Here is a 23,395-nt window from a genome sequence, read left to right on the forward strand (position 1 = left end):
TCACTGATCATTCCGTGGGTCAAAACGGCACCTCGCTCTCATCGCAGCGGGCTCACATCCGACGCTCACGCGCCTGCACACTGCGCCGCTCCCGGTGTTCAACGACCCGCCTCTCGTCCACCTGCGCGGCGTAGAGGTAGCGGGTGGTCCCGTAGTCCGTCCCGATTGCTGCGACGATGCGGCAATGCTCCGGCCGCAGGCCCAGCTGCTCGACTTGGTAACGCCGGAGCCACTCGGCTGGGAGGTGGTCCCGATGGCGGGGGCGGAAGCGGGGCACCACCCCGGCGGCCGCGGCGGCGGCAAGGATGTTCGCAACCTCGCGGCACCGCTGCTCGTCGCGTCGAGCGGCATCCGTGGCTCGGCGGCGCTCCCGGCGCGTCTCGTCGGTGCGCACCCACTCATCGACAATCGGCGCGAACGCCTCGGTGGCCTCGGCGCGCCGATGCTGGATGTGCCCGTTCTCTTCGACGTCTTCCAGGCGGAACTCCTGAGGCCCCAGCCACGGGCGCTTCGAGGGCTGGCGGTGCTTCCTACAGTCGAGCAGGCCACGCCGGTACTCGATCCGGGGCTCGCCGTCGGTGATCACCTCCGGAAGCATGACCGGGACGAGGTCCCAGCTACACCCTGGGAACCGCTCGGCGAGCACGTGAGCGGCCTGCTCCAGATGGCGCTCCTCGGCATGCGCGGCAGCGCGCAACTTCTCTACCAGCCGAGCGCGCTCTCGCTCGGTCATCAGCTTCGCTGCAGCCGCCTCCGCGGCGGCGCCTTCCAGCCGAACTTCGACGGACCAAGCGCCATCTCGGCCACCGGAGTGGAAGAACACGTTGAGCCCTTGTCCGGCATCGAGCAGCGGCGCCAGATGCCGGGCCAGCCCCCGCTCAATGTGTCCGAGCTGCCAGCACAGCTGATCCCGCAAGCGGTCGTCGATCAGGTCGAGGAGCTCGCAGCGGGCTGCCACGTCCCTGTCCAGCCAAATCGAAACCGCGTTCCCGTCCGCAGGGTTGTCGGGGTCGCGCTGCGCGCGGAGCGGAGTGCCCTGCTGAAGCGCTTGGCGCAGCGAGCGGAGATCGTAGAACTGCAGCCCCGCAAGCGTCGTCGTGATCTTGTTCATCGCCTCGCTATTCCTGTAAGAAGTCACGACACACGCGCAATCGATTAAAAAAGGGATATTATTCGCTGAGCGCAATCCAGCAAGTCTTTAGATAACTGCCGTTATTCTGCATTCGCAAGCGCTCGCCTATACGCGCATCATGCGCACTCTATACTATACATGACGCGCAAGGCATGCATTGGTCATGAACAACGGTGCATCGGCATCGGTGATCTTCCGTTCTGCCGTCCCAGAGCGGACGCTTGGCTACCGAGCGTCCGCTCCTTGAGGGCATGTTCATAGGGATGTGGAAGGATCGATATCCGCTCTGCGCTCAGTCAACGCGCCCCTGCGGCGACGAGGCCCTCAGCGTGGTCCATTTGGGCGGCCAGCAGCGCTGCGAACAGGCTGGCGCGCACATGGCCGGAGATATCCGGACAGCAGCGCGTCACGATGTTGTCCACACCGTGATAGTCAAGAAACGTCAGCGCAAACGCCTTCTCCTCCCGATCCGACAGCGGATGGTACAGGGCGGGCGCTCTTAACGGATGCAGATGCGCATGGCTGGGCTCCCACCCCAATGCGGCCAGAAGGATCAGGCAACCATCAATCCAATGTTCCTCCTCATTGCTGAGCGGGGCTTCCTCCAAAAGGCGAACATGGCTCGTCTCGTCGAGCCACAGTAAGTCATGGTCCCTTGTGATGTTGCGGACCACGATGGCTCGCATCTCAGCTGGATAGCTCGCGATGACATCGGCCAAGCCATAGACGTCAGGCCTATCGGCTTCAAACGAGCCCGCGCTGTCCCGCACGTCGTCCAGCAGCTGCACGATAGCGTCCCGGTCGAGCCGGCCTAGCACGCCATCGCTGACCTCCGGCAGCCTTTCGTCGACCCAAAGAGTGAAGCGAGTGAAGCTCTCCCCGAACAGGGCAACGATTGCCGGGATCCGCGTGTTGAGCGCATCAGCAACGATGCGGGCGGCGGTGGGAAGCTGAGAGACGGGCACAGGGGCGGGCGCGGTCACGTGGATCTCCGAAGCTTGGAGGTGATGGTGGTGTGCGGATCCTTGGCTCCGCTGTTCAGATGCGGCTCGGGCGTTGCGTGGTCCTGGGCTCTCGGTTCGAGCGGATCGTTCCCAGAGGCGTGGAAGCCGTACGGCCGGCCCGGATTGCAAGCACCCCGTACCGACCCGGTTCTTCCACTGGGTGGCGGTAGGGGCAGCGTGGACCACGCCGCCCCCAAGCACACTGTCCGCGCCGCCCGCACGGTAATCAGCCCGCCACCACCGTCTGTGCGGTTGCTGCGGACCCCGCTCCGGCTTTTGCGTCACGGCAGACGGTACAGATCGCGCGGCCGAGGCGGGCGCTGACGGGCGCCTCTCCGGCCTCAAGAGACACGAGATGCTGGCGGGTGATGCCGATCCGATCGGCGAGGTCCTGCGGCGTCAGCCCCGCGTCCTCGCGCATGGCCAGCACGTCCGCGCCGGCCATCGTCTCCAGAACCTTGCCGCAGAGCCAGCGCACCAGGGCGCGCATCAGCCCCTCCGTCAGGGCATCCGGCTGCCGGCGCGCCTGAATGTCGCCCAGAAGGCGCAGCGCCACCATGTACGCGTTGTCGGGAAGGGCGAGATCCTGGAGACCCACAAGGGGCGCCACGGTCGGCTGCCGGCAGGCCAGGGCGGTATACGTCCTGATCGTCGCCTCATTGGCCAGCCCGTATTCCCGCAGGCGGTGTGCGGCCTTCAGCATGGCCTGGCCGACGTCCACTGCCTGGTCGTCGGCCTCCGCCTCGTCCTCAAGCGTGTGCCAGTCCATATCGGTGACGACGCTTGCCAACGCCTCACCGGCATCGGGCACATCGACGGGGAAAGGCACGCCATTGAGGGCGAAGGGCAGGGCGTACTCCATGTCGCCAGTCAGAATCTTGGCGACGAACGCCCGCCGGACATGCGGTTCCGCGAGAGCGTACTGCTCCAGGAACAGGGCGTTCCCCGCCGCCAGCGTCGGCGGCGGATTGGCGATGGTGAAGGCGCCATGCACGAGGCTCTCGTAGGCGATCTGAAGGTTGTCGGCACTCTTGTGAGCGTGGCGCAGACCGTCGAGGAAGGCGGAGAGAGACGTAACGAACCTCCCTTCGTCGGCCTCGTTCCAGTCATGAGCGAGGTCCGGCTGCGTGTTCGGCTCCGGCGCGATCGCGCCTTCGGTCTCCGCAAGGATAGCCGCGTGATCGCGCTGTTCGTTCTGGATGTTCCGGGTGGTCATGAGGGCCTCTGTTGGTGTCGCCGGTGGGCGGACCCGCTCAGATATTTTCCACCGTCAGCGCCAGGAAAGGCCCCTGGGAATACAAATCGTCACCGTCACGTTCGGGAGCCGCGCCCCTGGGCTTCAGCCGGTGGACATTCCCTCGTCGTCCACAGCCGTCCGATTGCGTCCGCCCATACGTTGAGCAGGCCGCTTGATTCTTGCGGTAGTCCTGGGTGGGGTGGCGTTCCACTGGGCATCATCGCGGATGGCGCGTGGCGTGAAACGGTGGCGGCGGCGGGCGAAAAAGACGGCCCCGACCGGTCACGAGCCCGCGCCGTGTGTGCGAGCCCATTGCCGGCGTTTCCATCGTCGAGAACCAACGCGATGGCCTACGCGTTTCACGCCACGGTCACGGCGAACGCTCCGTCAGGCTGAACGTCGCCGTCCTTCACAATCTCTTTGGCAGCGTTCTGCAACGCTCTGCACAGCTGAGCGCGTTCGGTAGCCGAAAGATCCGGACAGGTCCGCTCCACGACGTTGTCCGAGTTGCGAAGGAAGGTCAGCGCCCTGACCCTCACATCCACAGACTGCAGCTGCTGAAAGCATCTGGGGGCTTTCGACGGGTGCAGATGGGCACGGCTGGCCTGCCAACCCAAGGCTGCCAGGAGCAAAAGAAAGTCCTCAAGGCGCCAGAAATCGGCCTCATCGAGCTCGACCCGGTTGAAAAAGCGGACACGGCCGTTCTCATCGAGCCAGAGAATCCCACCGCACGCCCGCGCGGTGTCATGGATGCACGCGCCCACCTCCTCCTCGGAACGCCCCAGCACATGATCAACTTTCTGGGAAAAGTCAGGCAAGCCGGGATGGCAAAAGCCACACTCCACCAGCAACTGTTTGACGGCAGCGCGGTCGAGCCGATTCAGTACATCGTCGGGGATCTCCGGAAGGTGCTCAGTGCGCCAAATAACGACGGGGAAGCCTTCCTCGTCGAACGGCGCCGAGGCTTCAGCCATCCAGGCGGAAAGCACGTCGGCGACGAGGCGCGCAGCAGCGGGCAACTGATCGACGGGTACAGGAGCGGTTGCGGTCACGGGATTCTCCGAAGCGTGAGAACGGTGGCGGACTATCTGGATCGCCCGGTAGCACCGGTCAAACTCGCGCCTCATCGTCCCTGCCCCACCGGTCCTGAAGTCCCGGTCGCGGCGAGCGGCACCGCGCCGTATCCGCCGGTCGGCGTTGGGCTCTTGGCGGTTCGTCGTTCGGTCGGGCTGCCCGACCAGCAGTCGGCGTGGTGAACGTTGCGGGGCGGTTGTTGGGGGCGTCCGTTTCACGACGGGCGGTCCTCCCCTATTGTCGTGCTCGGCGCCGCGGCCCCGGCGGTGCCGACGGCGAAGCCGCCGCACCACTCCGGATTCTGGCTCTATCCAGTCGGCGCTGTACCCGTCGCGCCGATCCCGTCGGCGGCTTCCGACACGACCCACGCCACAGCCTTGCCGGACGGCTGGCCACCAATCGCCCTGTCCTTCGTCAAGGCCACGCTCTCCGGCGCACGCGCGTCGCCGTCCGCCGCCGGACACCCCCACCGAACAGCCCCGCAGTGATCCGCGGCGGGCGGCGCAAGTCGGCGACCAACCCGGCCTGCTCGGACGATTGGTCTGCGCGGATCGGACCATATCGGAACCAACATGAACGTGGCCGTAGGAGCACCATGCCTGACTATCCCTACTTGCCGAGCGATCTCGCCCTCTTCGCTTCCGCCGATTCCCCGTCTTGGGAAGCGGCTTACGCCCCGAATGGCCCAACCAGCACCGCACCGCTGACCGGCAAGAAGGCGCCGCGCCATATCGACCTCTCCGATCGTCATCCCCGCGTGCAGGAGTTCTGGGACCTGCTTCCCAAGACTATCCTTGCCTTTGAACGGCCTCTGACCCGCGCCGAGGCGCGGGCAGGGCTCAAGGCCTCGTTCAAGCGCTGGAAATGGCGGGCTGATTGGGCGGCGATTCCCGGGGTCGGCACCGGCACCCCCGCCTACACGCGCTTTGTCGTCGTGGATTGCGACCATGCCGACGTTGACCGCTGGCGGACATGCGGGCTGCCGGCGCCGTTCCTCACCATCGTAAACGGCGAGGCGCATCCGGAGGTGGCGCGGCGTGGCTATCATCATCACATCTGGCTGCTGGAAGCCGGTGTCGCGCTCGGGCGAAAGGCGCGGGCAAAACCGCTGGCCTTTCTGGGCCTGGTCCGCCGCGCCTTGGCCATCACCCTGGACGGCGACCTCACCTTCGCCGCGGCCGCGACGGGGCGGACGGTGAAGAATCCGCTCCACCCAAGCTTCGACGTGCTGTGCTGGCCTGAGGGGAACACCACCACGCTCAGCGATCTGGCCAGCCACGCCGATATCGCACTTGCCCTGGAGACCGGTCGCGGCCCTTGCCGCGGCGGCGCTGCGGAGGACCCGGACAGCCGCAATGTGCACCTGTTCAACACAGTGCGGGAACTGGCGTATGCGGAGGTCCGGGAGCGCTGGGAGGAGTATCACGGCGCCGCGGCCAAGGAAGGCTGCTGGCGGGTTCTCGAGGATTTTGTGCGCGGGTGGCTCGAGGAGCAAAACACGTTTGCCGAACCCCTGCCCACCTACGAGATCGCCGCCCTCGCGCGCTCCATCACGAGGTTCTGTCGCGGGAAGCTCCAGCGGCGCGCGGACACGGCGATCCGACCCCATCGCGGCGTCATGAACGCGGATCGCTCGCTGCCGCCGGCCGACCGGATGGCGGCGGGTGGGCGGTATGCCGCGGCACGGCGGCAGCAGAGGACGTGCGATGCGATCGAGGCTTGCGTGCGGGCGCGGCGTGCGGTTGGCCTGCCGGTGTCCGTCGGCACGGTGGCGGCAGCGCTGCGCATGGCGGAGCGCACCGTCCAGCGGCATCTCAAGAGCGTGGTGGCGGTTCTACCTCCGAAGGTCTAGGCGTTCAGGCCCATCAGATAGTCCCCTGGCGGCGCGCCTCGGGGGAGGCGCCGGGGTGCGGCATGGAGAGGGCCGACGGCTGCGTGGCCATGGAGGCGGGGGCAAGCCGTCGCGCGCCCCACGCATGGCTGCCCAGCGCCGGGCGGGATAGTCCAGCGCGGAGCTGAACCACATCCCAGCGTGGCGGCGCGCGACGCCCGCCCCGGTCCTCAGGATCGGTCCCTCCGACCAGGAAGGCTCCGTCTCAACATGCACTTCTCGATGTCGCTCCCCGTGACGCATGGCGTCTGCGGCGCGTCCACCCGCCCGCCCGTCCAGAACCGCGTCAGCGGGACCGACGCTTGGTTCAGCGAGGCCGCATGAGCACCGCCATGAAGCCGACCCATGTCCACCATGTCTGCGATGCCCTGCGTCAGGCGGCGAAGCGAATCGTCAACGCCTCCGGCTTGAACCGTCCGCGCCTGCTGCGCGACAGCGCGACGCTGGCTCTCGCCTTCCGCAAGATGCCGCTGTACGTGATGCAGGAGGACATCGACGCCTTCTGGGACGGCGCGCTGTTCGAAACGGCGATGGACCTGCAGCAGGCCGGCGAGCTGCGGCTGCCTTTTCCGGCCATGCTCATCGATGTCACCCTGCCCGACATGGCCGATCCGTCCACCGGCGAGATGGACCTCGTCGACATTTACATCATCCATGCGGTCCAGGAGCCCGACACCGGCCACATCCTGTTTGCCCTCTACACGACCGGCACGAACGACCTCGGCACGTGGCTCGGCGGTCTCGGCACGGGCGAACTGCGGATGGGCGAGCGGTGGATGCTCCTCTGGGGCCAGCCGCCGGACGGTACGGACGCGGGCGACTACTGCCGTGCCGCGCTGTCGACCGCCGGCTCTTTCCTGGCTGCGCTGCTGGCGGTGATCAACTTACCGGCCGTGGAGCGTGAGGCCGTTGCGGCGCCCACGGCGATGAACAAGGCACGGGTGAGCCGCGGCACGGCACCCATCCCCGCTTTCGAGGCGGTCCGGTTGCTGCTGCCGAAGACGGTGGCGGCACCCTCCGATGGTGCTGATGACGAGCCGGCCGGTACTGGCGGGCGCGGACGTCGGACGCCGAAGCCGCATTGGCGCCGCAGCCACCCGCGGCGCTGCCCGTCCGGCAAGGTCACGGCCATCCCCGCCACCATCGTTGCTTGGTCGGGTGAGGGCGCGCCCTAAGCTCCGGTCGTCCAAGTGACGGTTGGTGGCAACGTTGTGGCGCTGCATCGCGACTGAGCACCGGCTGAGTTGCGCGGCCAACCACAGTTCTCCGCGCATAACCCGACAGTGTCCGCATCAAGGCGGGCTTCGGTCCGCTCCGCCAGAGGGCTGCGGAACTCTTCGATTGCCGTCACCCTCTGGCAGAGCATGGCGTGCTGGAGCGGAATCATTACCAGCTTCTTGAAACCCGTCGGCGTCGGCTCGGCAAGTCGGGACCTCTGCCGGCGATGTTCGAGCGACCGTACTGATCACCTCCTCAACCGACATAACCTTGCTGTACACGACGCTCCCCTGATCCAAGGAGCGGCCAAGCTCATCGGCTCCGGTATGAAGGGCATAGGGCAGACGTAGGGCGCGGCGTGCTTGAAAACCGGTTCGGGCTTTTCTCCAGATCGTCGTCGAGACGACGGTGGTCGAGGTGTCGGTTGGAGAGCGTGCGCCGCACCCTCCGGCGGAGCGTCAGCGCGATGTCGCGGGCGCTCCCTACGCCCTTGAGATCACTGAGATTTGCAGGTGCCAACGCACAGCGAACGCAGGGACGCGGAGGAGGCTTCTCCGCGTGATGTTGGCTGCGCTGATGCCCCTTTGGATTGAGGGCAGCGACTTGGCGATCCTTCGGAAGGAGACGGATGTCCGTCGCCGGATGACGATCCGCGACGGTGAGGAGCCGGAAACCGCCTGGATGTCGGTCGACCGTCGAGTTGTCCGTCGGCATCCGCATCGTCGGTGCCGGATGCACACGCGCGGTTGCGTGGGTGCCTTCCTGGGCCAGTCCGTCAGGCGGTGCGGCGCTACGGGGCCGATTCGCGGGAAACGGAGATGCCGAGCATCGGCCAGCGAGGCTTGCGGCGCCGGCCGGGGATGCCGTCGAGGAACAAAGATGCAACCAACATACCCTCGTATACTGGTTGTCGAGGCGATGGCGCTCGGCATTCATCAGTAGTAAATTTGTAACGAGTTGTTAAGAACTGGATGGTGCTCTCGTCTCCATGGGGTGGAGATTGGAGGCGTCGCGTTGACGGCATTCAAGCTTGCATTGGAGATCGCCCAGGAGTGCGTGCAACGCGCGCCGGTGATCGTGCTTGGCAGCGGCGCGTCGGCCGCGCACCGGCTCCCTGGCATGCCGCAGCTGCGTGACCATCTCGTGGCCAGTACGTTGCCGGCCGGTCTCGCAGCGCGCGAACTCGATCTCTGGCAGGATTTCCTGAACGCGGCGGCGACCCTTGATCTCGAGGAGGCGCTGACCGCGGTGACGCTGACGGAAGCGCTGACCTCCCATGTCGTCGCCGCGACTTGGGATCTGCTGGCGCCGGCGGACATGGCGGTGTTCGACCAAGTGGTCCGCGACCGCCACCATTTGCCGCTCACGCGGCTGTTCCAGCACCTTCTGAAGAGCACCCACACCGAAGTCAACGTGGTTACCCCGAACTACGACCGGCTCGCCGAGTACGCCGCCGACGCGGGCGGCCTCTGCCACCACACCGGGTTCGGCCACGGGTATCTGCGGCTGCGCCAAACGGACCACCCTCTGAAGTTCACGCAGAACCAGCGCCCGGCGCGCACCGTCAACGTCTGGAAGGTTCATGGCTCGCTTGATTGGTTCCGTGATCCTGAAGGCACCACCGTGGGGCTGCCGATCCTGCCGAGCCGGCCGGCCGGCATGACCCCGGTCATTGTGACGCCGGGCGTCGAAAAGTACCGGATCACACACGACGAGCCGTTCCGCACCATCTTGGCGGGCGTCGACACCGCACTCTCCACAGCGCGGGCATACCTGTGCATCGGCTACGGGTTCAACGACGGGCACATCCAGACGAAGCTTCTGGAGCGCTGCCGGGCCCAGCCGGTGCCGTTGGTGCTGATCACCAAGGCCGTGTCGCCCATGGCCAAGGACTTCCTGCTCAGGGGAGGGTGCCGGCGCTTCATGGCGCTGGAGGAGAGTGGCACGGGTTCTCGCCTCTACAGCGCGGAGCACCCTGGTGGCGTCGACATTCCGGATCACGCGGTCTGGCGCCTTGACGAGTTTCTCAAGATGGTGATGTAGGGAGAGCATGCGTGAGCATCTTCGACTTCAAGGACTCCGACGCTCTCGGCAGCGTGCTGTCCGTCGACACGACCATCGTGGTCGTCAGGGTCGCCGACATTGATCGCCTGCGGCAGTTGCAGGTGAACCGCTTGGCCGTGCTGCAGAGCAGCCGGCCAGGTCAGCATCTGGTTGGCATCATTCAGAAGATCACGCGTAGCGCCGCGACGCCGCGCGCCCGGGGCAAAGGCGAGATCGGCGCCGATGAGGACGAGGTGGCGCCGGAGCTGAATCTTGTGCGCATCGCGCTGATCGGCACCCTGGTCGACCGGCTCGGCGAGCAGCGCAACGTGTTTTTGCGCACGCTGGAGACCGTCCCTGAAATCGACGCGAACTGCTACGCCGTCGAAGGCGAGCGCCTGACCAACTTCATGCGGGTGATCGCCAGCATCGCCAGCGACGGGCAACGCCTGTCACTGGGCTGCTACACCCTCGACGACCGCGCGGAAGCCTTCCTGAACGGCAACAAGTTCTTCCAACGGCACGCGGTCATTGTCGGCAGCACGGGCTCGGGCAAGTCTTGGACCACGGCGCGCATGCTCGAACAGGTGGCGGCGCTGCCCAACGCGAACGCCATTGTTTTCGACATTCACGGCGAGTACCAGACGCTGCAGGCCGATGGCATTCGGCATTTCCGGATCGCCGGGCCGGGCGATCTCGACCAAGCGGATTCGCTGGCGGAAGGCGTCCTCTACCTGCCGTACTGGCTGCTTGGCTACGAGGCGCTAGTCACCATGTTCGTCGACCGCAGCGACCAGAACGCGCCCAACCAGACCATGGTCATGCAGCGCGCCATAACCGGCGCCAAGCGCGCTTATCTGGAGCGTGGCGGGTATCAGGACGTCCTCAACAACTTCACCATCGACAGCCCGGTTCCCTTTGATCTGAGCGCTGTTCTCGATGAGCTCGCAGCGCTCAACGCCGAGATGGTGCAGGGCGCGGGCGGTAAGGAGAAGCAGGGCGATTACCACGGCAAGCTCAGCCGCCTCATCGCTCGCCTGGAGAACAAGCGGTCGGATCGGCGCCTCGGCTTTCTGTTCCGCCCAGGCGCCGACGCGATGGCGTTCGACTGGCTGGAACGGCTGGTGTCGGCGCTCCTCGCGGGCGGCCAGGACCAGGCGGGCGGAAAGGGTGGTTTGAAGATCATCGACTTTTCCGAGGTGCCCTCCGACATCCTGCCGCTCATCGTGAGCCTTGTCGCCAAGCTCGCCTTCTCCGTGCAGCAGTGGACCGCGCTCGGGCGCCGGCATCCGATCGCCCTGTTCTGCGACGAGGCGCATTTGTACATTCCCGAGCGCGCGGGCGCCGGAGCGGCGGACGACATCTCCGTCGGAATCTTCGAGCGGATCGCTAAGGAGGGCCGCAAGTACGGGGTGGGGCTGGTGGTGATCAGCCAGCGGCCGTCGGAGGTCAACCGGACGGTGCTCAGCCAGTGCAACAACGTGGTGGCCATGCGTCTGACCAACGGCGAGGACCAGAGCGTGATCAAGCGCCTGTTGCCGGACAGCCTTGGCAGCTTCGGCGACCTGCTGCCGATCCTGGACACCGGTGAGGCGCTGGTGGTCGGCGACGCCAGCCTCCTGCCGAGCCGCATCCGCATCGCTAAGCCGTCCCACTCCCCCAACAGCGGCACCATCGATTTCTGGGACAAGTGGGCGGATGCGACGCCCGTGGGCGCCGCTGCCGAGGCGGTCAGCGGCTGGCGGCGGCAGACGCAAGGCGCCGCGTGACCACAGCCGTCGTGTCGGCTGCAGCACCCAGTCCACCGTGTAAAATGCCGCCGTGGCCTCTGTCATCCGTCCCCCTAGAATGCAACGCGGCTCACCTATGGATCGGCGTGAATGACGGGCGGACAGACGGCCATCGCCGGGTTTCTCTATCAGCTCATACGCACTCTGGAGTTTGCTGCCTCGTTCGCGGCGCAGGTCCGGCTTTCTCCCAAGCAGGATGGGTTTCAGGCCATCCTGGAGACGGAACCCACGCGCGGCGGAGACCTGAGCATTTGTCAGCCGGGGCGGCGCACCGTCATCCAGTTTAAGATGCGCCGCGGAGCGACACCTTGGGGACAGGGTGATCTCATCCGGGAAGTGCTGCCCGATCTCTTCAAAACGGTCGAGGACGGCGCGGCCAAGTGCGTGTTCTCCACCGATGCCGCCGTCGGCTTGTCCGAGTTCCGTACATTCCTTGACCTCTTCCGCGACCGCCCCGTTCCGAACCGTCCCGTGATGGCGCTGGATGACACCCGGCGCGATTACAAGATCGGCCAGAAACGAGTCACCGCCCGAGCGCTGTTCCTCCACATCGGCGAGAGGCTGGATCGGTCCCCGAAAGTGTTCGCCAGGGTGTGGCGGCTCCTCGCGCAGTTCGAGATCCAGGACGGAATGACGGAGACCGATGCCCTCCAGGCCATCGACGCGCTGTTGCGGATCATAGCGGAACACCAGGAGGACGTGCGGAGCAAGCGAGACGAACTGATCGGTATCCTTCTGCATTTTGCCAGGGACGGCCGGCGTTTTACCCACGAAGAGCTCTTCCGGGCCGCCGGACTTGACCCGGACCGCGTGAGGCACGCCGTGCGCCTGCCTTCCCTTCTGGGCGAACGGCTCGCCGAGGACATGCGGGCGCTCGGGTACGTGCCAGGAGACGACGCGCGCCGTGCCGAAATCGACTGGCCGCGGGACAAGGCGCTGCTGGCGCTGGCCGGGGAAAGCGGCACCGGCAAGACGTGGCGGCTCTGCCGGGTGGCGCACCGGCTGTCCATGGATGGCCATGCAGTGACAATTCTCCCGGCCCGCTTCGGTCTGGCGCGCATCGAGCAGGAGGTGGTCCGGCGCGTCTGGCTGCCCGGCTACGACGCGCCTCTCGACCTTGAGGTCGTCGCCCGCCGTGTCGGGCCGATGCTGCGGGGCGAGAACGGATTCTGGCTCACCTTGTGCGTCGATGACGTTCAGGATCGAGTCCTGGCCGATGAGCTGGCGGCGCCCCGCTGGCGGCGCATGGGCATCCGGGTGGCTCTCTCCGCGCAGGATCGCATCGGCGGCGGGCTGCGACCGTTGAGGGATGCCCAAGTCGAGCCGGTGAACCCGTTCTCCCTGCCGGAGTTGCGATGCTATTTGACCGCGGCCGGGCGCGACTGGACCCGGTTGCCGGACGATGTGCTTGAGCTGTTGCGTCAGCCCTTGATGGCGTGGCTCTACCGCGAAATCGGCAGCGGCTCGGGTTGGGTGCCGGTGAACGAGTATGCGCTGATGGAGCGCTATTGGCAGCATAGCACCGCGGAGCGGCGCGGCCAGGACGACTACCGCGCCGACGTCGAGGCCATGAAGAAGTTGGCCGGAACGGTGCTCGGCGACCAGCCTGCCTACCCTTGGCCGTATCGGATGTTGCTCAGCCAAGGAATGGACGATGCCATGCGCCTGCGGCTGGTCGCCGCCGGGCTACTGCAGAACGAGGCCGACGGCGTGGCGGCCGTCCACGACAGGCTGCTGAACTGGGCGGTCGCCGAGCATTTGGCCGACCTCTTCCAGGACGGTCTTCTGGACATGGGTGGGCTGACAGCCGTTCTGCGGCGCATCACCCGCATCGACGCGGACTGGAGCCGGGACTTTGCCGCCCGGAGGCTTCGTTATGTGCCGATGGACCTGCTCTGGCTGCTGGCGGGCCGCATCGCGCCGGAGCGCCTGGTGCCTGTTCTGCTCGCCTTGGTGCAGGACCGGCACTCTCACTTCGGCGACAATGGGCTGTTCGATGGCGGGGCGCTGGACACGCTGGGCGCGCGGATCGTCCCGGCCTTGGTGCTGCTGGTGCAGCAGCCGCTCGGTAGGAATGAGGATTGGTCGCTCCCCCGCAACGTCGGACGGTGCCTCGCCGCCATCGGCCGCAACGAACCGGCCTCCGTCGTGCAAGCCGCGCGGCAGCTGCTCGATCTCGGCACGCCGGAAGCCAGGACGGCGGCGCTGGTCGCGCTCGGCACCGTTGCCGCCCCCGATCTGCTGGACCGGCTATGGGCCATCCATCTGGAACACCATCGGGCCTTCGATGAGCACACGCACGAAACCTGGGCCGAGCACCACCATAGGACGGAGCTGAGCTTCGACGCTCTGGCGAGTGCGGTGCCGGCGGACCCGGAGTGGATCGTGTACCGGATCACGATCCCAGGGCCATGCGAACGGGCTGACCAGCTTGTCTACCTTCTGACGAACATGGACCCCACCATCGGCGAAGGGCTCTGGCGGCGGAGCAAGGCGGACTTCCTGGAAAAGGTGGATCGCAACCGCCGGTGCCTTGCCGAGGCGATCGGCATCTTCCGCGATCGCAGGGAGATCGGGCGCCTCGAAGCTTGGGCGCCCGGCGAGGATGAGCCTAGAGCTTACGGTCATGCGCTACAGGCCTTGGCACGCCTCGCTCCCGAGCACGCGCTCGCTTACATGCGCACGGCGCCACGCGACGAACTGATGCTCACCAGACATTGGTGGTTGCCCATACTAGCGCACCGCATCGGCGAGGCTGTCGGTCGCGAACTGCTGGCGATCCACGCCGATGGCGACTGGGAACGCCGACGCGATTTGGCATTGGTCTTCGGTGGCCTCCGCATCTACCTGAGCGCCCCCATCGTTCGAATCATCGTGGCCGCTCTGGAGGAGCGGCTGGCCATCGCCGACAACGACCCCGACTGGGAACCGCGAGGGGAAGGCCACCTGCTGAATTGCCTCGCTTCCCTCCACCGGCCCGATCTGCTGGCCGTGCTGGAAGAGCAGCGCGGCAGCCGCTTCGAAACACTGCTGGTTCGGCGCGCCTCCCGGCGCCGAGGGCGCGTGTGTCTGGGAGCCGATCCTGATGGCGATGCGTACCGCCACGTGCTTCTCGCGATCGGTGGTGAGGGAATCGGCCAGCTTGTCGACGCCGAACTGGCGCGGCCAAGCCCCTTCGCCCGCATCGACGGCTTGCGCGCGGCATTGTGGTGCCCGACCGAAGCCGTCCGCCGACGGCTGCGCGCAATGGCCGAAACCGTGCCCTCCAATGAGCAGGAGGCACGCCTTCTCGGCTACGCTCTAGCAGCACTCGGCGAGGACGACGCGTTTGCCCATTTCGTGCTCAACGGGGCTCCGGTCGTGAAATCCATCCTCGATCTCCGCCGCGGTCGCCCACTCCTGAGTGCGGCGGTGGTCGCGAACGCACGCGCGGCTTTGGAAAGCAACGATCCTGCCCAGAGGGAGCGCGCGTTGATCCTGCTCGGCGTGTCCAACAACGCCGGGGCGCTTCCGGACCTCGCGGCGACGCTCGCGCGGCATCCTCCCGACAGCCGGGAAGCCGGCTTGGCGGTGTTCGCCCTGGACGCGCTGGAAAGCTTCACGCCCGACCTGCTGCCGCGCCTGACGGCCATGCTCGCCACGCCGCACCGCCTGCGATCCCTGAATTACCTGCTGCGCCATGGCGGCGTGGAGGGACGCGCCGCACTCGTCCGGGATCTCGAACGCCACCCGCTCCACAGCCTGAGCCACACGGATTCCGAACTGGCCTTCATCCTCGCGCGCCATGAGGACAGCCGGACCGGCGCGTTGACGTTCCTGCGCCGGGTGCTGGAGCGCGGGTTGGGCTTCGGCATGGAAGGGCAGATCCTGCGGACGCTGCACGAGAATGGAGACGCTATGGTTCGGCCGCGCCTGCACGCGTGCGCGGTTCAGCGCGATGGGGAGCACGGCGGGTGGCTGGACGCCATTTGGACCATCGCAAGGGACGATCCCGAGGACGCATTCTCCCTGGCCCGCCGGCATTTGGATCAGCCCGACCGTACCGCGCTTTCGGAGGCGCTGATGCGCATCGATGCGGAACGCGGTGTGGAGGAGCTCCTGCGCTGGATGCCGGGGTCGGGGTCGAAAGCCATGCGCTCAGCGGCGGCTCTCGCACTGCGGCAGCATGCGGATCCAACGGTGCTGGCCGAGCGCTTGACCGCTATGGCCGCCGGAACGGAGACACAAGTTCGCGAAGCGGCGGCGGAGATCATCGGCTGGCAGACGCCCGAATTCATGGCGGAGGTGCTATCGCGCCTCGCCGACGACCGCGCCCGCCCCGTCGAGGCCGCAGCGCTCAGAGCCCTGGACCGCCACCGGAGGCAGACTGCGGCCCGCGCGCTTCTCGACGCGATCCCGGACGCGGGCAGCACCCGCCGCTGGAGCCTGCTGACGGCGCTGATCGAGGTCGCAGACCCGCGCCTGCTTACCCGTAACGGCGATCCGCTGTGCCTATGGTCCGCGTTGCGGTCGCTCCCACCAGAATACAGGCTGTGGGCCGAGGAAAGGTTGGGTGAGCGGCGGAGGAAGGTTGAAGACGACGAGCGAAGGCGAGCCTGAGAGATAACGTCGCAAACCTGGGGGAGTCGGGTGCATGGCTGCGCAGCCCGACAGCACGCCAGCATTGCCCCGGCTGCCCTTCAGGCTGACGGTTGCTCCCTCATGTCGCGATGGCGACACGCACCGTCTCTAAAGTCCGGCGCATGTTACCCGAGAGAAACCTTGAAGGGTTCACAGCAAAGGCGCGGCAATTATGCTTGCATAGTCCTAAGAGAAGATTTATCTGTGTACCATACACGTTCAGGTTGGGGCATTCATTTCATGTCCGGCGGAATTAGCGCAATCAAAGGGTTCGATTACCAAGCAACTGTTATTCTGGACCGCATTTTCGGGCATTTCGATCAGCATGGTGAAGAAGCGGAAGTGCGACCGGAGGGCGATGACGACCTCGATTTGACGTGGATGGTGGGCGCGCTCAAGCGACGACGCTATCTGCAGATCAAAAAGCCGTCCGAAGACCAGGATGGAAATCCCAAGCCTACGGTCTGGACGCTTTTGGATGTGATCGCCGAACTGCTTCCGAACACGATCAAGCGTCTGTCCGGCAACGCCGACGAGCAGGTCTGGATCCTTGGCAATGAGGTCGATCCTGCGGTCCAAGCGCTTGTCGATGCCGGTGCGCACGCTCCCACGGCCTTGAGTGGATCCTACTGGAAGGCAGTGCACGGACTTGCTCGCAACGAAGCGCTCATCGCTCTCAAACCGAAAGCGGAGGTTCGGAAAAAGCTTCTGCACTGGAGAGCCCCAGCCGCCCCTCCGATCGATCCGGCGCATACCCCGTCGTTAATCGCCGACGCCTTTTGCGGCTTCGCCAAAAGCATCGGCGCCGAGGACATCGGTCGACATTACCGCACTAGGTCCGCGCATCTGCACAGCTGCCTGCCGGACGTGCTGGCCAGGATCCGGATCGAACCCACGTACGGCACCGAGCAGGACGTCAGGCAGCGCGTTTACGACCGGCTGGAACAGCAATACGCGCTCCAGCGGGCGGTCATCGAACACACGCTGTTCCGGAACCTGCGCGGCTTCATCAGCGACATCTCCAAACAACCGGGGCGAACATTCCGTCAGGAGGAGTTCGAGTTCGAACTGCGCAGCGTCTGGCCGACGATGAATCCCGTCAAGGAGGCACCGCCGCTCGCGGCGGAGCATGTCGCCAGGCCGAACCTGACCAAACGCTTCACATCGCGCTGCTCCGGCCGAGCGATCGAGGCGGTCGGACTGTCCGGCTCTGGCAAAACGAAGCTCGCCGGCGAGGTTGCGCAACGGTCACGGACCACCGATCCGGAACGCTTCGTGTATTATGCTGAAGTCCGGCCAAGTGTCGGCCTGCGGGACGTGCTGACGGGTGTGGCCTTCCACCTCCGGCGCACGGGCATCAGCGAACCATTCTCTGTTTCCGTTAACGGCCATCTGGCGTGGGAGGAGATATTATCGCGGCTCGCGCGTTCCTTCTCGGGCATTCCGCAAGCGGTTCTGCTTCTGCTGGATCTGGTCGAGGGCACGTGCACCGATACCTTCGCCCACGATCTCGCCACGTTCGTCTGCGGCCTGTCATCCCCGGTGTGCCGGGTCGCCGTGTTCGGTCAGGAGAGCGCTCTGCGCACCCTGAGCCAGTTGGACCGGAACGCGCACGGCATCGGCCGGCTGGATATTCCGGGTTTTCGGTATGAAGAGTTCGTGGCTCTGGTCGCGCGCCGCCATCCCAAGCCCGACCGGAGCGTGCTTCGGGACATCTACCAGCGTGTGACGGCTGGCCGGGCGGCAGGGCTGCCCGCCGGCTTGGCATGGTCGCTCGCCCGGGCGTCGTCCATGGAGGAGATGGCTGAAATGGCCGCTGGTCCCATCGAGAACATGCTTGCGCACGCGGACCAGAGGCGCTTTCGCCGGATCAGCGATGATGCCCGGCGGACTGCCGAAAAGCTGGTGTGCTTCGCTCTGCCATTCAGACACCGCGACGCTGCCGAGATTTTCCCCGACGACCATGTCGGACTGGCCATTCGCGAGTTGCTGGAGCAGGGACTGCTTCGGTCGCACGACGGGGACTCGTTCGAAATGCACGAGACAGCGCGCGCGGGGCTCGAAGACCTGGTCCCCCCAGGTATCCGCCGCTCGACCCATCGCGCGCTCGCGACCTGGTATGGCGCTCAGGGATTGGCTCCCGAGGAAATCTTCCACCTGAAGGCGGCGGGCGAGACGGATCAAGCGCAGGTGCGGGCGCGCGAGGAATTCCTCCACGGGAAGCATTGGGCAGCGCTTTCCTCCTTTGTCCTCGGCCGCAAGTTGGTGTCGGCCGACGAGGTCATTGGTGCGTGGGCGGGCGCCGAACCCGTCGAATACGGTTGGCTTCTGCCCAGGATACTCGCCGGCCTGGGGGAGCAGGCGCCCGCCGACCGACTGTTTCAACTCCTCCAGCAGCAGCCGGAGCGGTTCAGTGACCACCGATGGGCATCGCCGATCGTCGAGGCTATTCTCGCATCCGACCCTTCGCGCTTGCACGATCTCATCGTTCATGCAGCAATCGCCGTGCGCGATCCGGCCGCAAGGGATTCGGCGCTGGCCGCGCTGACGATCGGTATGCTTCGCCGGCGAGTCCCTGTTGATTCGCGGACGATCGACTTCTTCAACTGGCAGCCGCCGGAGACCAAGCGGCAGCTTCTCCGTGTTCTGACGCTCGACCGGCGCCGGGAGACGCTACGGCACGTCTTTCAATTCCTTGTATCTGATTCGGAGATGATGGAGCAGCCGGGCCATGCGCGCCGACGCCACCTCATTTCACTGAAGATCGACAGCCGGGATGACGCCGTCGAGTTTCTCGCGGCGCTGCCCTCCGCGAAGCCATCCGACATGTTCCTTGCGCGGTCGGCCTTGCTGGGCTCCCTTGAAAACTTGGTGTGGGAACAGCGAGCGGCGCTCCGCACGCACGCCATCGACATTCTCCAGGATGGCTCCATGGAGGGCCGGATCCTGGAGAACGCCATCCGCGTCCTGATTTTCCTGGCTGAGCCTTCGGTCTGTGCCCTGTGCGATCCGCTGATGACCAGGACGGATACACTGGCTGCGTTCGCCAAGCTAGTTCCGGCGCTGGTTCCCGCCCTGTATGACCGCAGCCGGTACGAGGCGCGCCTGCTCGACAGCAACGCCACACCCGAAGACCGCGCGTCATCTCTTTTCGTCCTTGCGTCGTCCGGTGCGGATCTCGGTGAAATTTACCGGAAATTGAAGATGATCGAAGCCGATCCACAGAAGCTCAAGTTCCTGGAATTCTGGTTTTTGATGTTGTGCGTACAGTCGCCCTTCCCAGACGCCATCCCGTTGCTTGAAGAGGCCCTGCGATCTGCGGATGGAAAGAGTAGCCTTCCCCTGATCGGGGCTCTTGCCAGCTTGGGCAATCTACCTCTCCCGGCAGCCACGGACATGCTCCTGGGTGCGGTGGATCACCAAGACCCGCAGGTTCGTCGCTGCGCTCTCATCGGGCTCCAGGCGCGGCGTTCCCGCGCGGCTTTGAGGCGGCTGGTTGATCGCTACGCGCGCGAGGACTCGGAGGAGCAGGCGGTCGGGCTTGCAACGGCGATTGTGGCCTCAGGTCCGCGGTCCATGTCGGATCTGCAAGGCCGTCTTGACTTGCCGGTGATCCAGCTCTGGCAGTGCATTCTTGCGATGCGGCTGCGCGACGTGAGCATGGCGGACCGGCTCGTAGCCATTGCCTGTGACCCCGCACGGCACTGGCAGGTCCAGCGGGCTGCCGTCTTTGCTGCGGGGCGGCTGCCCTATGAGGAGGCGATGACGAGAATTGCGCCCGTCGTGTTGGCGGAGCGTTCTCCACTTGTAATCGACAGAAGCTGGAGTTTGCGTTGCCACGCCTCCTTGTCCGCCATTCTTCTGGATGCGGCTCCGATTGTCACGGAGTACGTTACTCTGGGAAGAGAAGGTTTCATCGGATTCTTCAAAGATCTTATAGAAGAGTATTGGAAGGATGCGCTGTTTACGGAAGACGTTCCTTCCGGGAGTGAGGCAGCGGCTTGGCTTTTCGAACGGCTGGTCGAGAAAGGCTGCCCAGCGAACCCGAAGGCACCCGACCTCATCCTCGACGAGTTGCACGTCCCCATGCTGCACAGCGCCGTGCTGCGCTCGTTGCGCACCAGCGGGCGCCCCGACCTGATCGAGGAACAGCTTGCCGCCGCCGATCACCTCTGGTTCGCGACGAAGTGCGTGAAGGAGTGTTTCCGGGCCCAAGGAGAGGATCCGGAGCTCGCATCGAGGTTGACGGCGCGGGTCGAAGCATCACCGTGCAAAGGAAATGCGCGGCTGCACAACGTCATTGCCGATATCGACCAGCGGCGCGCGGCCCCGCTGCGGAGTCGACCGGATGCATTTGCCCAACAGGACATGTCGAGACCAGCGTCGTATCTCAGTTACGACGACGCGGTTCGCGTCCTTTCCGATGCGGATGCCGAGTTCACGGCGGCGCCTCCTCTGGTGCTGAAATCGATCACGGCCGAACAGTGCGAACTGCTTATCAGGCTGGCGGACCCGGCGAACGACCATAGCCATGGCATCGAAACCTATGTCCCAGGCATCCGATTCACTGCGGATGGCCACGAGGTCGCGCAACTGCAACTGTCATACTCAGGGAGCAGCCGGTCGGCGGGAGCGCTCATCAGGCCCGCGATAGCGGCGGCCAACCGGTTCGGACTGCCAATCCCCTGGCACGAAGAACAGATGGCCGGTTTCCTTGCGGAGACTTACGTTCGGGATTTCCTGGCCTGCTTGTGCGCCGAGAACGATAGCAACCGGTTCTATGACGAGCTTGCCCTGCACGAGCATGTACTGTTTCCATACCTGTGCGGACAAGGGATGCCGCTGGTATCGAAGTATGTCGATACGCGCATGATCCCGTTTCTGGCACGTCACGTGTCGTCCGGCACGGACGAGTTGTTCGAAGGTCTGTGCGCCTTGGCGCTCAGGGTGAACGCGCCGGAGATCGACACGGTCTTGGCCGGTCTGCTTTACCGTTGGACGCAGCGCTTTCAGCCGAGAGCATCAGCCTCCCCCAACGGGGATGACATCTCACTCTGGCGGGGCTTTCGGCTCCTCACCGAACACCTCCGCTTCGTCAGGATCAAGGGATGGCAACCGCGCCTTGCGGCGGTGTTGAGCGCACCCATGCAGTGGATTCACCGCGAGGATATCGTGCGGGTGCTGGAGCGCGATCCACGATCTTACTTGCTGATCGAATCCCGATTGTTCAATGCCACGAACTGGGAGCACTACCCTCGAGACGAGATCGACCGACTGGACGAAGCCAGCGAAAGGCTGTTTCACGAACTGCTGGAGGAGTGATTGAACGAAGCCGCTGACGCGGCATAGGGGCAGCAGAGGGGAACCTCTGACCCATCGGAATGTGGGCATGGGATTGATTCCAGACAGGAGGTCCCACGATGCCCCGGATCAGCCCCCTTCGGCAGCGGATGATCGAGGACATGACGCTGCGCAACTTCTCGCCGGCGACCCAGCAGTCCTACGTCTATGCAGTGGCCAACTTCAGCCGGCACTTCGGTCGTCCGCCCAACGCACTGGGCGCCGAGGAGATACGCACCTGCCTGCTTCACCTCACCCAGCAGAAGCGGTCTTGGGGCCACATCGACCAAGTCGCCTGCGCCCTGCGCTTCTTCTTCGGCATCACCCTGGAGCAGCCGGCCTTGGCCGAGCGCATCGCCCGGGCGCGCGAGCCGCGCGCGCTGCCGGTCGTGCTCAGCGCCGAGGAGGTGGCGCGGTTCCTGGACGCCGTGCCGGTGGCCCGTAGCCGCGTCGCGCTGACCACCGCCTACGCCACCGGGCTGCGCGTCTCGGAGGTCGCCACGCTGAAGGTCGGCGACATCGACAGCGACCGCATGGTCATCCGCGTCGAGCAGGGCAAGGGCGCCAAGGACCGCTATGTCATGCTGTCGCCCCAACTGCTCGCCATTCTGCGCGCCTATTGGCGGGAGGAACGCCCGGAAACCTGGTTGTTCCCCGGCCGCCAGAAAGGAAGCCCCGTCAGCCCCGCCACCTTGCAGGACGCCTGCCGTGTGGCCCGGCATAAGGCGGGGCTGACCAAGCCGGCGACCATGCACACGCTGCGGCACAGCTTCGCCACCCACTTGTTGGAAGCCGGTACCGACCTGCGCATCATCCAGGTGCTGCCGGGCCACCGCCGCATCGCCACGACGGCCCTCTACACGCAGGTTACTCCGGCGCTGATCGCGCGCACGGCGAGCCCGCTGGACCGCTTGCCGACGGGGCACCCGGGCACGGCTTGACGCCGGCCATGCGGCCCGCCCTGGAGGTGGCGGACATCGTCCAACAGCACGGCGCCGCTTACCGCGCCGCCCATGCCGGCCAGCTCAGCCGTTCGCAGCGTCGCGTCCTGGCCGTCATCGAGGCGTGCCGGACGGCGGCGCTCGGCGGCCATGCCGAAGCCTGTGCCGACTGCGGCGCGGTGCGCATCGCCTACAACTCCTGCCGCAACCGCCACTGCCCCAAGTGCCAGGGGCTGGCACAGGCACAATGGCTGGCGGACCGCCAGGCCGACTTGTTACCCGTCCCCTATTTCCACGTGGTGTTCACCGTGCCAGGACCGGTCGCTGAACTGGCGCTGCGCAACAAGGCGATGGTCTACGGCATCCTGTTCCGCACGGCGGCGGAAACGCTGCGGACGATCGCCGCCGATCCGCGCCATCTCGGGGCTGAGCTCGGGGTGATGACCGTGCTGCACACCTGGGGCCAGACCCTGCAGCATCATCCCCACTTTCACTGCATCGTCCCCGGCAGCGGGCCGGCGTCCGATGGGCAGCGCTGGGTAGGCTGCCGGCCCGGCTTCTTCCTGCCGGTGCGCGTCCTGTTCTAGCTGTACCGGCGCCGCTTTCTGGAGGAGCTGGCGGCCGCCCATCGGGCCGGCGCCCTGATCGGTGCTGGTGATCCGGAGGCGTTTACCGCGCAGCTGGCCGCCTTGCACCGGGTCGACTGGGTGGTTTACGCCAAGCCGCCGTTCGGCGGACCGGAAACCGTGCTGGAGTACCTGGGCCGCTACACCCACCGGGTGGCGATCGCCAACAGCCGGTGCGACGACGGGAAAGATGCAGCGCTTCAAGTCGCCCGGGTCCGCCCAGCGCTTCACTTCCATGCACGCCGCCGCATACAACTGCTTCAACCTTCAACGCCACCTGGTCTCCCGCCGCACCCTGCGCACCTTCCGGGCGCAGGCCAGGGCCGACTGGCAGGCCGCGACCGTCGCAGCGTAAGCAGAGCTGCGAATTCCGGGAGTTCTGCACCCCGGCTCGGTTCCCGTGACAATGCCGGTACCCGCTGTCCTCCTCGATCACCAAACTCCCAATTTGCGCTCCAATGCCACGTAGTGCCGGTCCT

12 protein-coding genes and 1 pseudogene are annotated in these 23,395 nt (G+C 65.9%); 9 read left to right on the top strand and 4 right to left on the bottom strand.

What is annotated here, in order from left to right; all coding sequences use genetic code 11:
* Positions 1-52: 52 nt before the first annotated feature.
* The 4 genes from ABNQ38_RS14670 to ABNQ38_RS14685 all read right to left on the bottom strand — a co-directional run bounded on the left by ABNQ38_RS14670 (position 53) and on the right by ABNQ38_RS14685 (position 4,425).
* The gene (locus ABNQ38_RS14670) at positions 53-1,111 is read right to left on the bottom strand and encodes an HIRAN domain-containing protein (protein WP_377807913.1); all 1,059 of its coding nucleotides are present in this window, start codon (positions 1,109-1,111) and stop codon (positions 53-55) included.
* A gap of 317 nt (positions 1,112-1,428) precedes the next feature.
* Positions 1,429-2,115: a hypothetical protein gene (locus tag ABNQ38_RS14675; RefSeq protein WP_377807914.1), complete on the bottom strand. Its 687-nt coding sequence runs from the start codon at positions 2,113-2,115 to the stop codon at positions 1,429-1,431.
* Between the two features lie 247 nt (positions 2,116-2,362).
* The gene (locus ABNQ38_RS14680) at positions 2,363-3,352 is read right to left on the bottom strand and encodes a helix-turn-helix transcriptional regulator (RefSeq protein ID WP_377807915.1); all 990 of its coding nucleotides are present in this window, start codon (positions 3,350-3,352) and stop codon (positions 2,363-2,365) included.
* Between the two features lie 380 nt (positions 3,353-3,732).
* The gene (locus ABNQ38_RS14685; RefSeq protein ID WP_377807916.1) at positions 3,733-4,425 is read right to left on the bottom strand and encodes a hypothetical protein; all 693 of its coding nucleotides are present in this window, start codon (positions 4,423-4,425) and stop codon (positions 3,733-3,735) included.
* Between the two features lie 617 nt (positions 4,426-5,042).
* Between ABNQ38_RS14685 and ABNQ38_RS14690 the strand changes: the two genes are divergently transcribed.
* The 9 genes and pseudogenes from ABNQ38_RS14690 to ABNQ38_RS14730 all read left to right on the top strand — a co-directional run bounded on the left by ABNQ38_RS14690 (position 5,043) and on the right by ABNQ38_RS14730 (position 23,271).
* Positions 5,043-6,299: a replication initiation protein gene (locus ABNQ38_RS14690; protein WP_377807917.1), complete on the top strand. Its 1,257-nt coding sequence runs from the start codon at positions 5,043-5,045 to the stop codon at positions 6,297-6,299.
* Between the two features lie 359 nt (positions 6,300-6,658).
* Entirely contained in the window at positions 6,659-7,513 is an 855-nt protein-coding gene (locus ABNQ38_RS14695) for a hypothetical protein (RefSeq protein WP_377807918.1), read from the top strand.
* Positions 7,514-8,570: 1,057 nt separating this feature from the next.
* Positions 8,571-9,599, top strand: a complete 1,029-nt coding sequence (locus ABNQ38_RS14700; RefSeq protein ID WP_377807919.1) for an SIR2 family protein — start codon at positions 8,571-8,573, stop codon at positions 9,597-9,599.
* An 11-nt stretch (positions 9,600-9,610) separates the two neighbouring features.
* Positions 9,611-11,368, top strand: coding sequence for an ATP-binding protein (locus ABNQ38_RS14705; RefSeq protein ID WP_377807920.1), 1,758 nt, complete (start codon positions 9,611-9,613; stop codon positions 11,366-11,368).
* Positions 11,369-11,479: 111 nt separating this feature from the next.
* Positions 11,480-15,988 (top strand): hypothetical protein, encoded by a 4,509-nt coding sequence (locus ABNQ38_RS14710; protein ID WP_377807921.1) that lies wholly within the window; start codon positions 11,480-11,482, stop codon positions 15,986-15,988.
* 261 nt (positions 15,989-16,249) lie between these two features.
* Positions 16,250-21,331 carry a hypothetical protein gene (locus tag ABNQ38_RS14715; protein ID WP_377807922.1) on the top strand — a complete coding sequence of 1,694 codons (5,082 nt, stop codon included), beginning with the start codon at positions 16,250-16,252 and terminating at the stop codon, positions 21,329-21,331.
* A gap of 98 nt (positions 21,332-21,429) precedes the next feature.
* Positions 21,430-22,290 carry a tyrosine-type recombinase/integrase gene (locus ABNQ38_RS14720; protein WP_377807923.1) on the top strand — a complete coding sequence of 287 codons (861 nt, stop codon included), beginning with the start codon at positions 21,430-21,432 and terminating at the stop codon, positions 22,288-22,290.
* A gap of 8 nt (positions 22,291-22,298) precedes the next feature.
* Positions 22,299-23,090 (top strand): annotated as a pseudogene (locus tag ABNQ38_RS14725) (transposase); the annotation flags it as partial.
* 16 nt (positions 23,091-23,106) lie between these two features.
* The gene (locus ABNQ38_RS14730; RefSeq protein ID WP_377807952.1) at positions 23,107-23,271 is read left to right on the top strand and encodes a hypothetical protein; all 165 of its coding nucleotides are present in this window, start codon (positions 23,107-23,109) and stop codon (positions 23,269-23,271) included.
* Positions 23,272-23,395: the final 124 nt, after the last annotated feature.

Source organism: Azospirillum sp. A29, assembly GCF_042604625.1.
Taxonomy (GTDB): domain Bacteria; phylum Pseudomonadota; class Alphaproteobacteria; order Azospirillales; family Azospirillaceae; genus Azospirillum; species Azospirillum palustre.

Coding starts and splice junctions, on each gene's coding strand:
- ABNQ38_RS14670 (WP_377807913.1), bottom strand. CDS start 1,111: ATGAACAAGATCACGACGACGCTTGCGGGGCTGCAGTTCTACGATCTC.
- ABNQ38_RS14680 (WP_377807915.1), bottom strand. CDS start 3,352: ATGACCACCCGGAACATCCAGAACGAACAGCGCGATCACGCGGCTATC.
- ABNQ38_RS14690 (WP_377807917.1), top strand. CDS start 5,043: ATGCCTGACTATCCCTACTTGCCGAGCGATCTCGCCCTCTTCGCTTCC.
- ABNQ38_RS14695 (WP_377807918.1), top strand. CDS start 6,659: ATGAGCACCGCCATGAAGCCGACCCATGTCCACCATGTCTGCGATGCC.
- ABNQ38_RS14710 (WP_377807921.1), top strand. CDS start 11,480: ATGACGGGCGGACAGACGGCCATCGCCGGGTTTCTCTATCAGCTCATA.
- ABNQ38_RS14715 (WP_377807922.1), top strand. CDS start 16,250: ATGTCCGGCGGAATTAGCGCAATCAAAGGGTTCGATTACCAAGCAACT.
- ABNQ38_RS14720 (WP_377807923.1), top strand. CDS start 21,430: ATGCCCCGGATCAGCCCCCTTCGGCAGCGGATGATCGAGGACATGACG.
- ABNQ38_RS14730 (WP_377807952.1), top strand. CDS start 23,107: ATGCAGCGCTTCAAGTCGCCCGGGTCCGCCCAGCGCTTCACTTCCATG.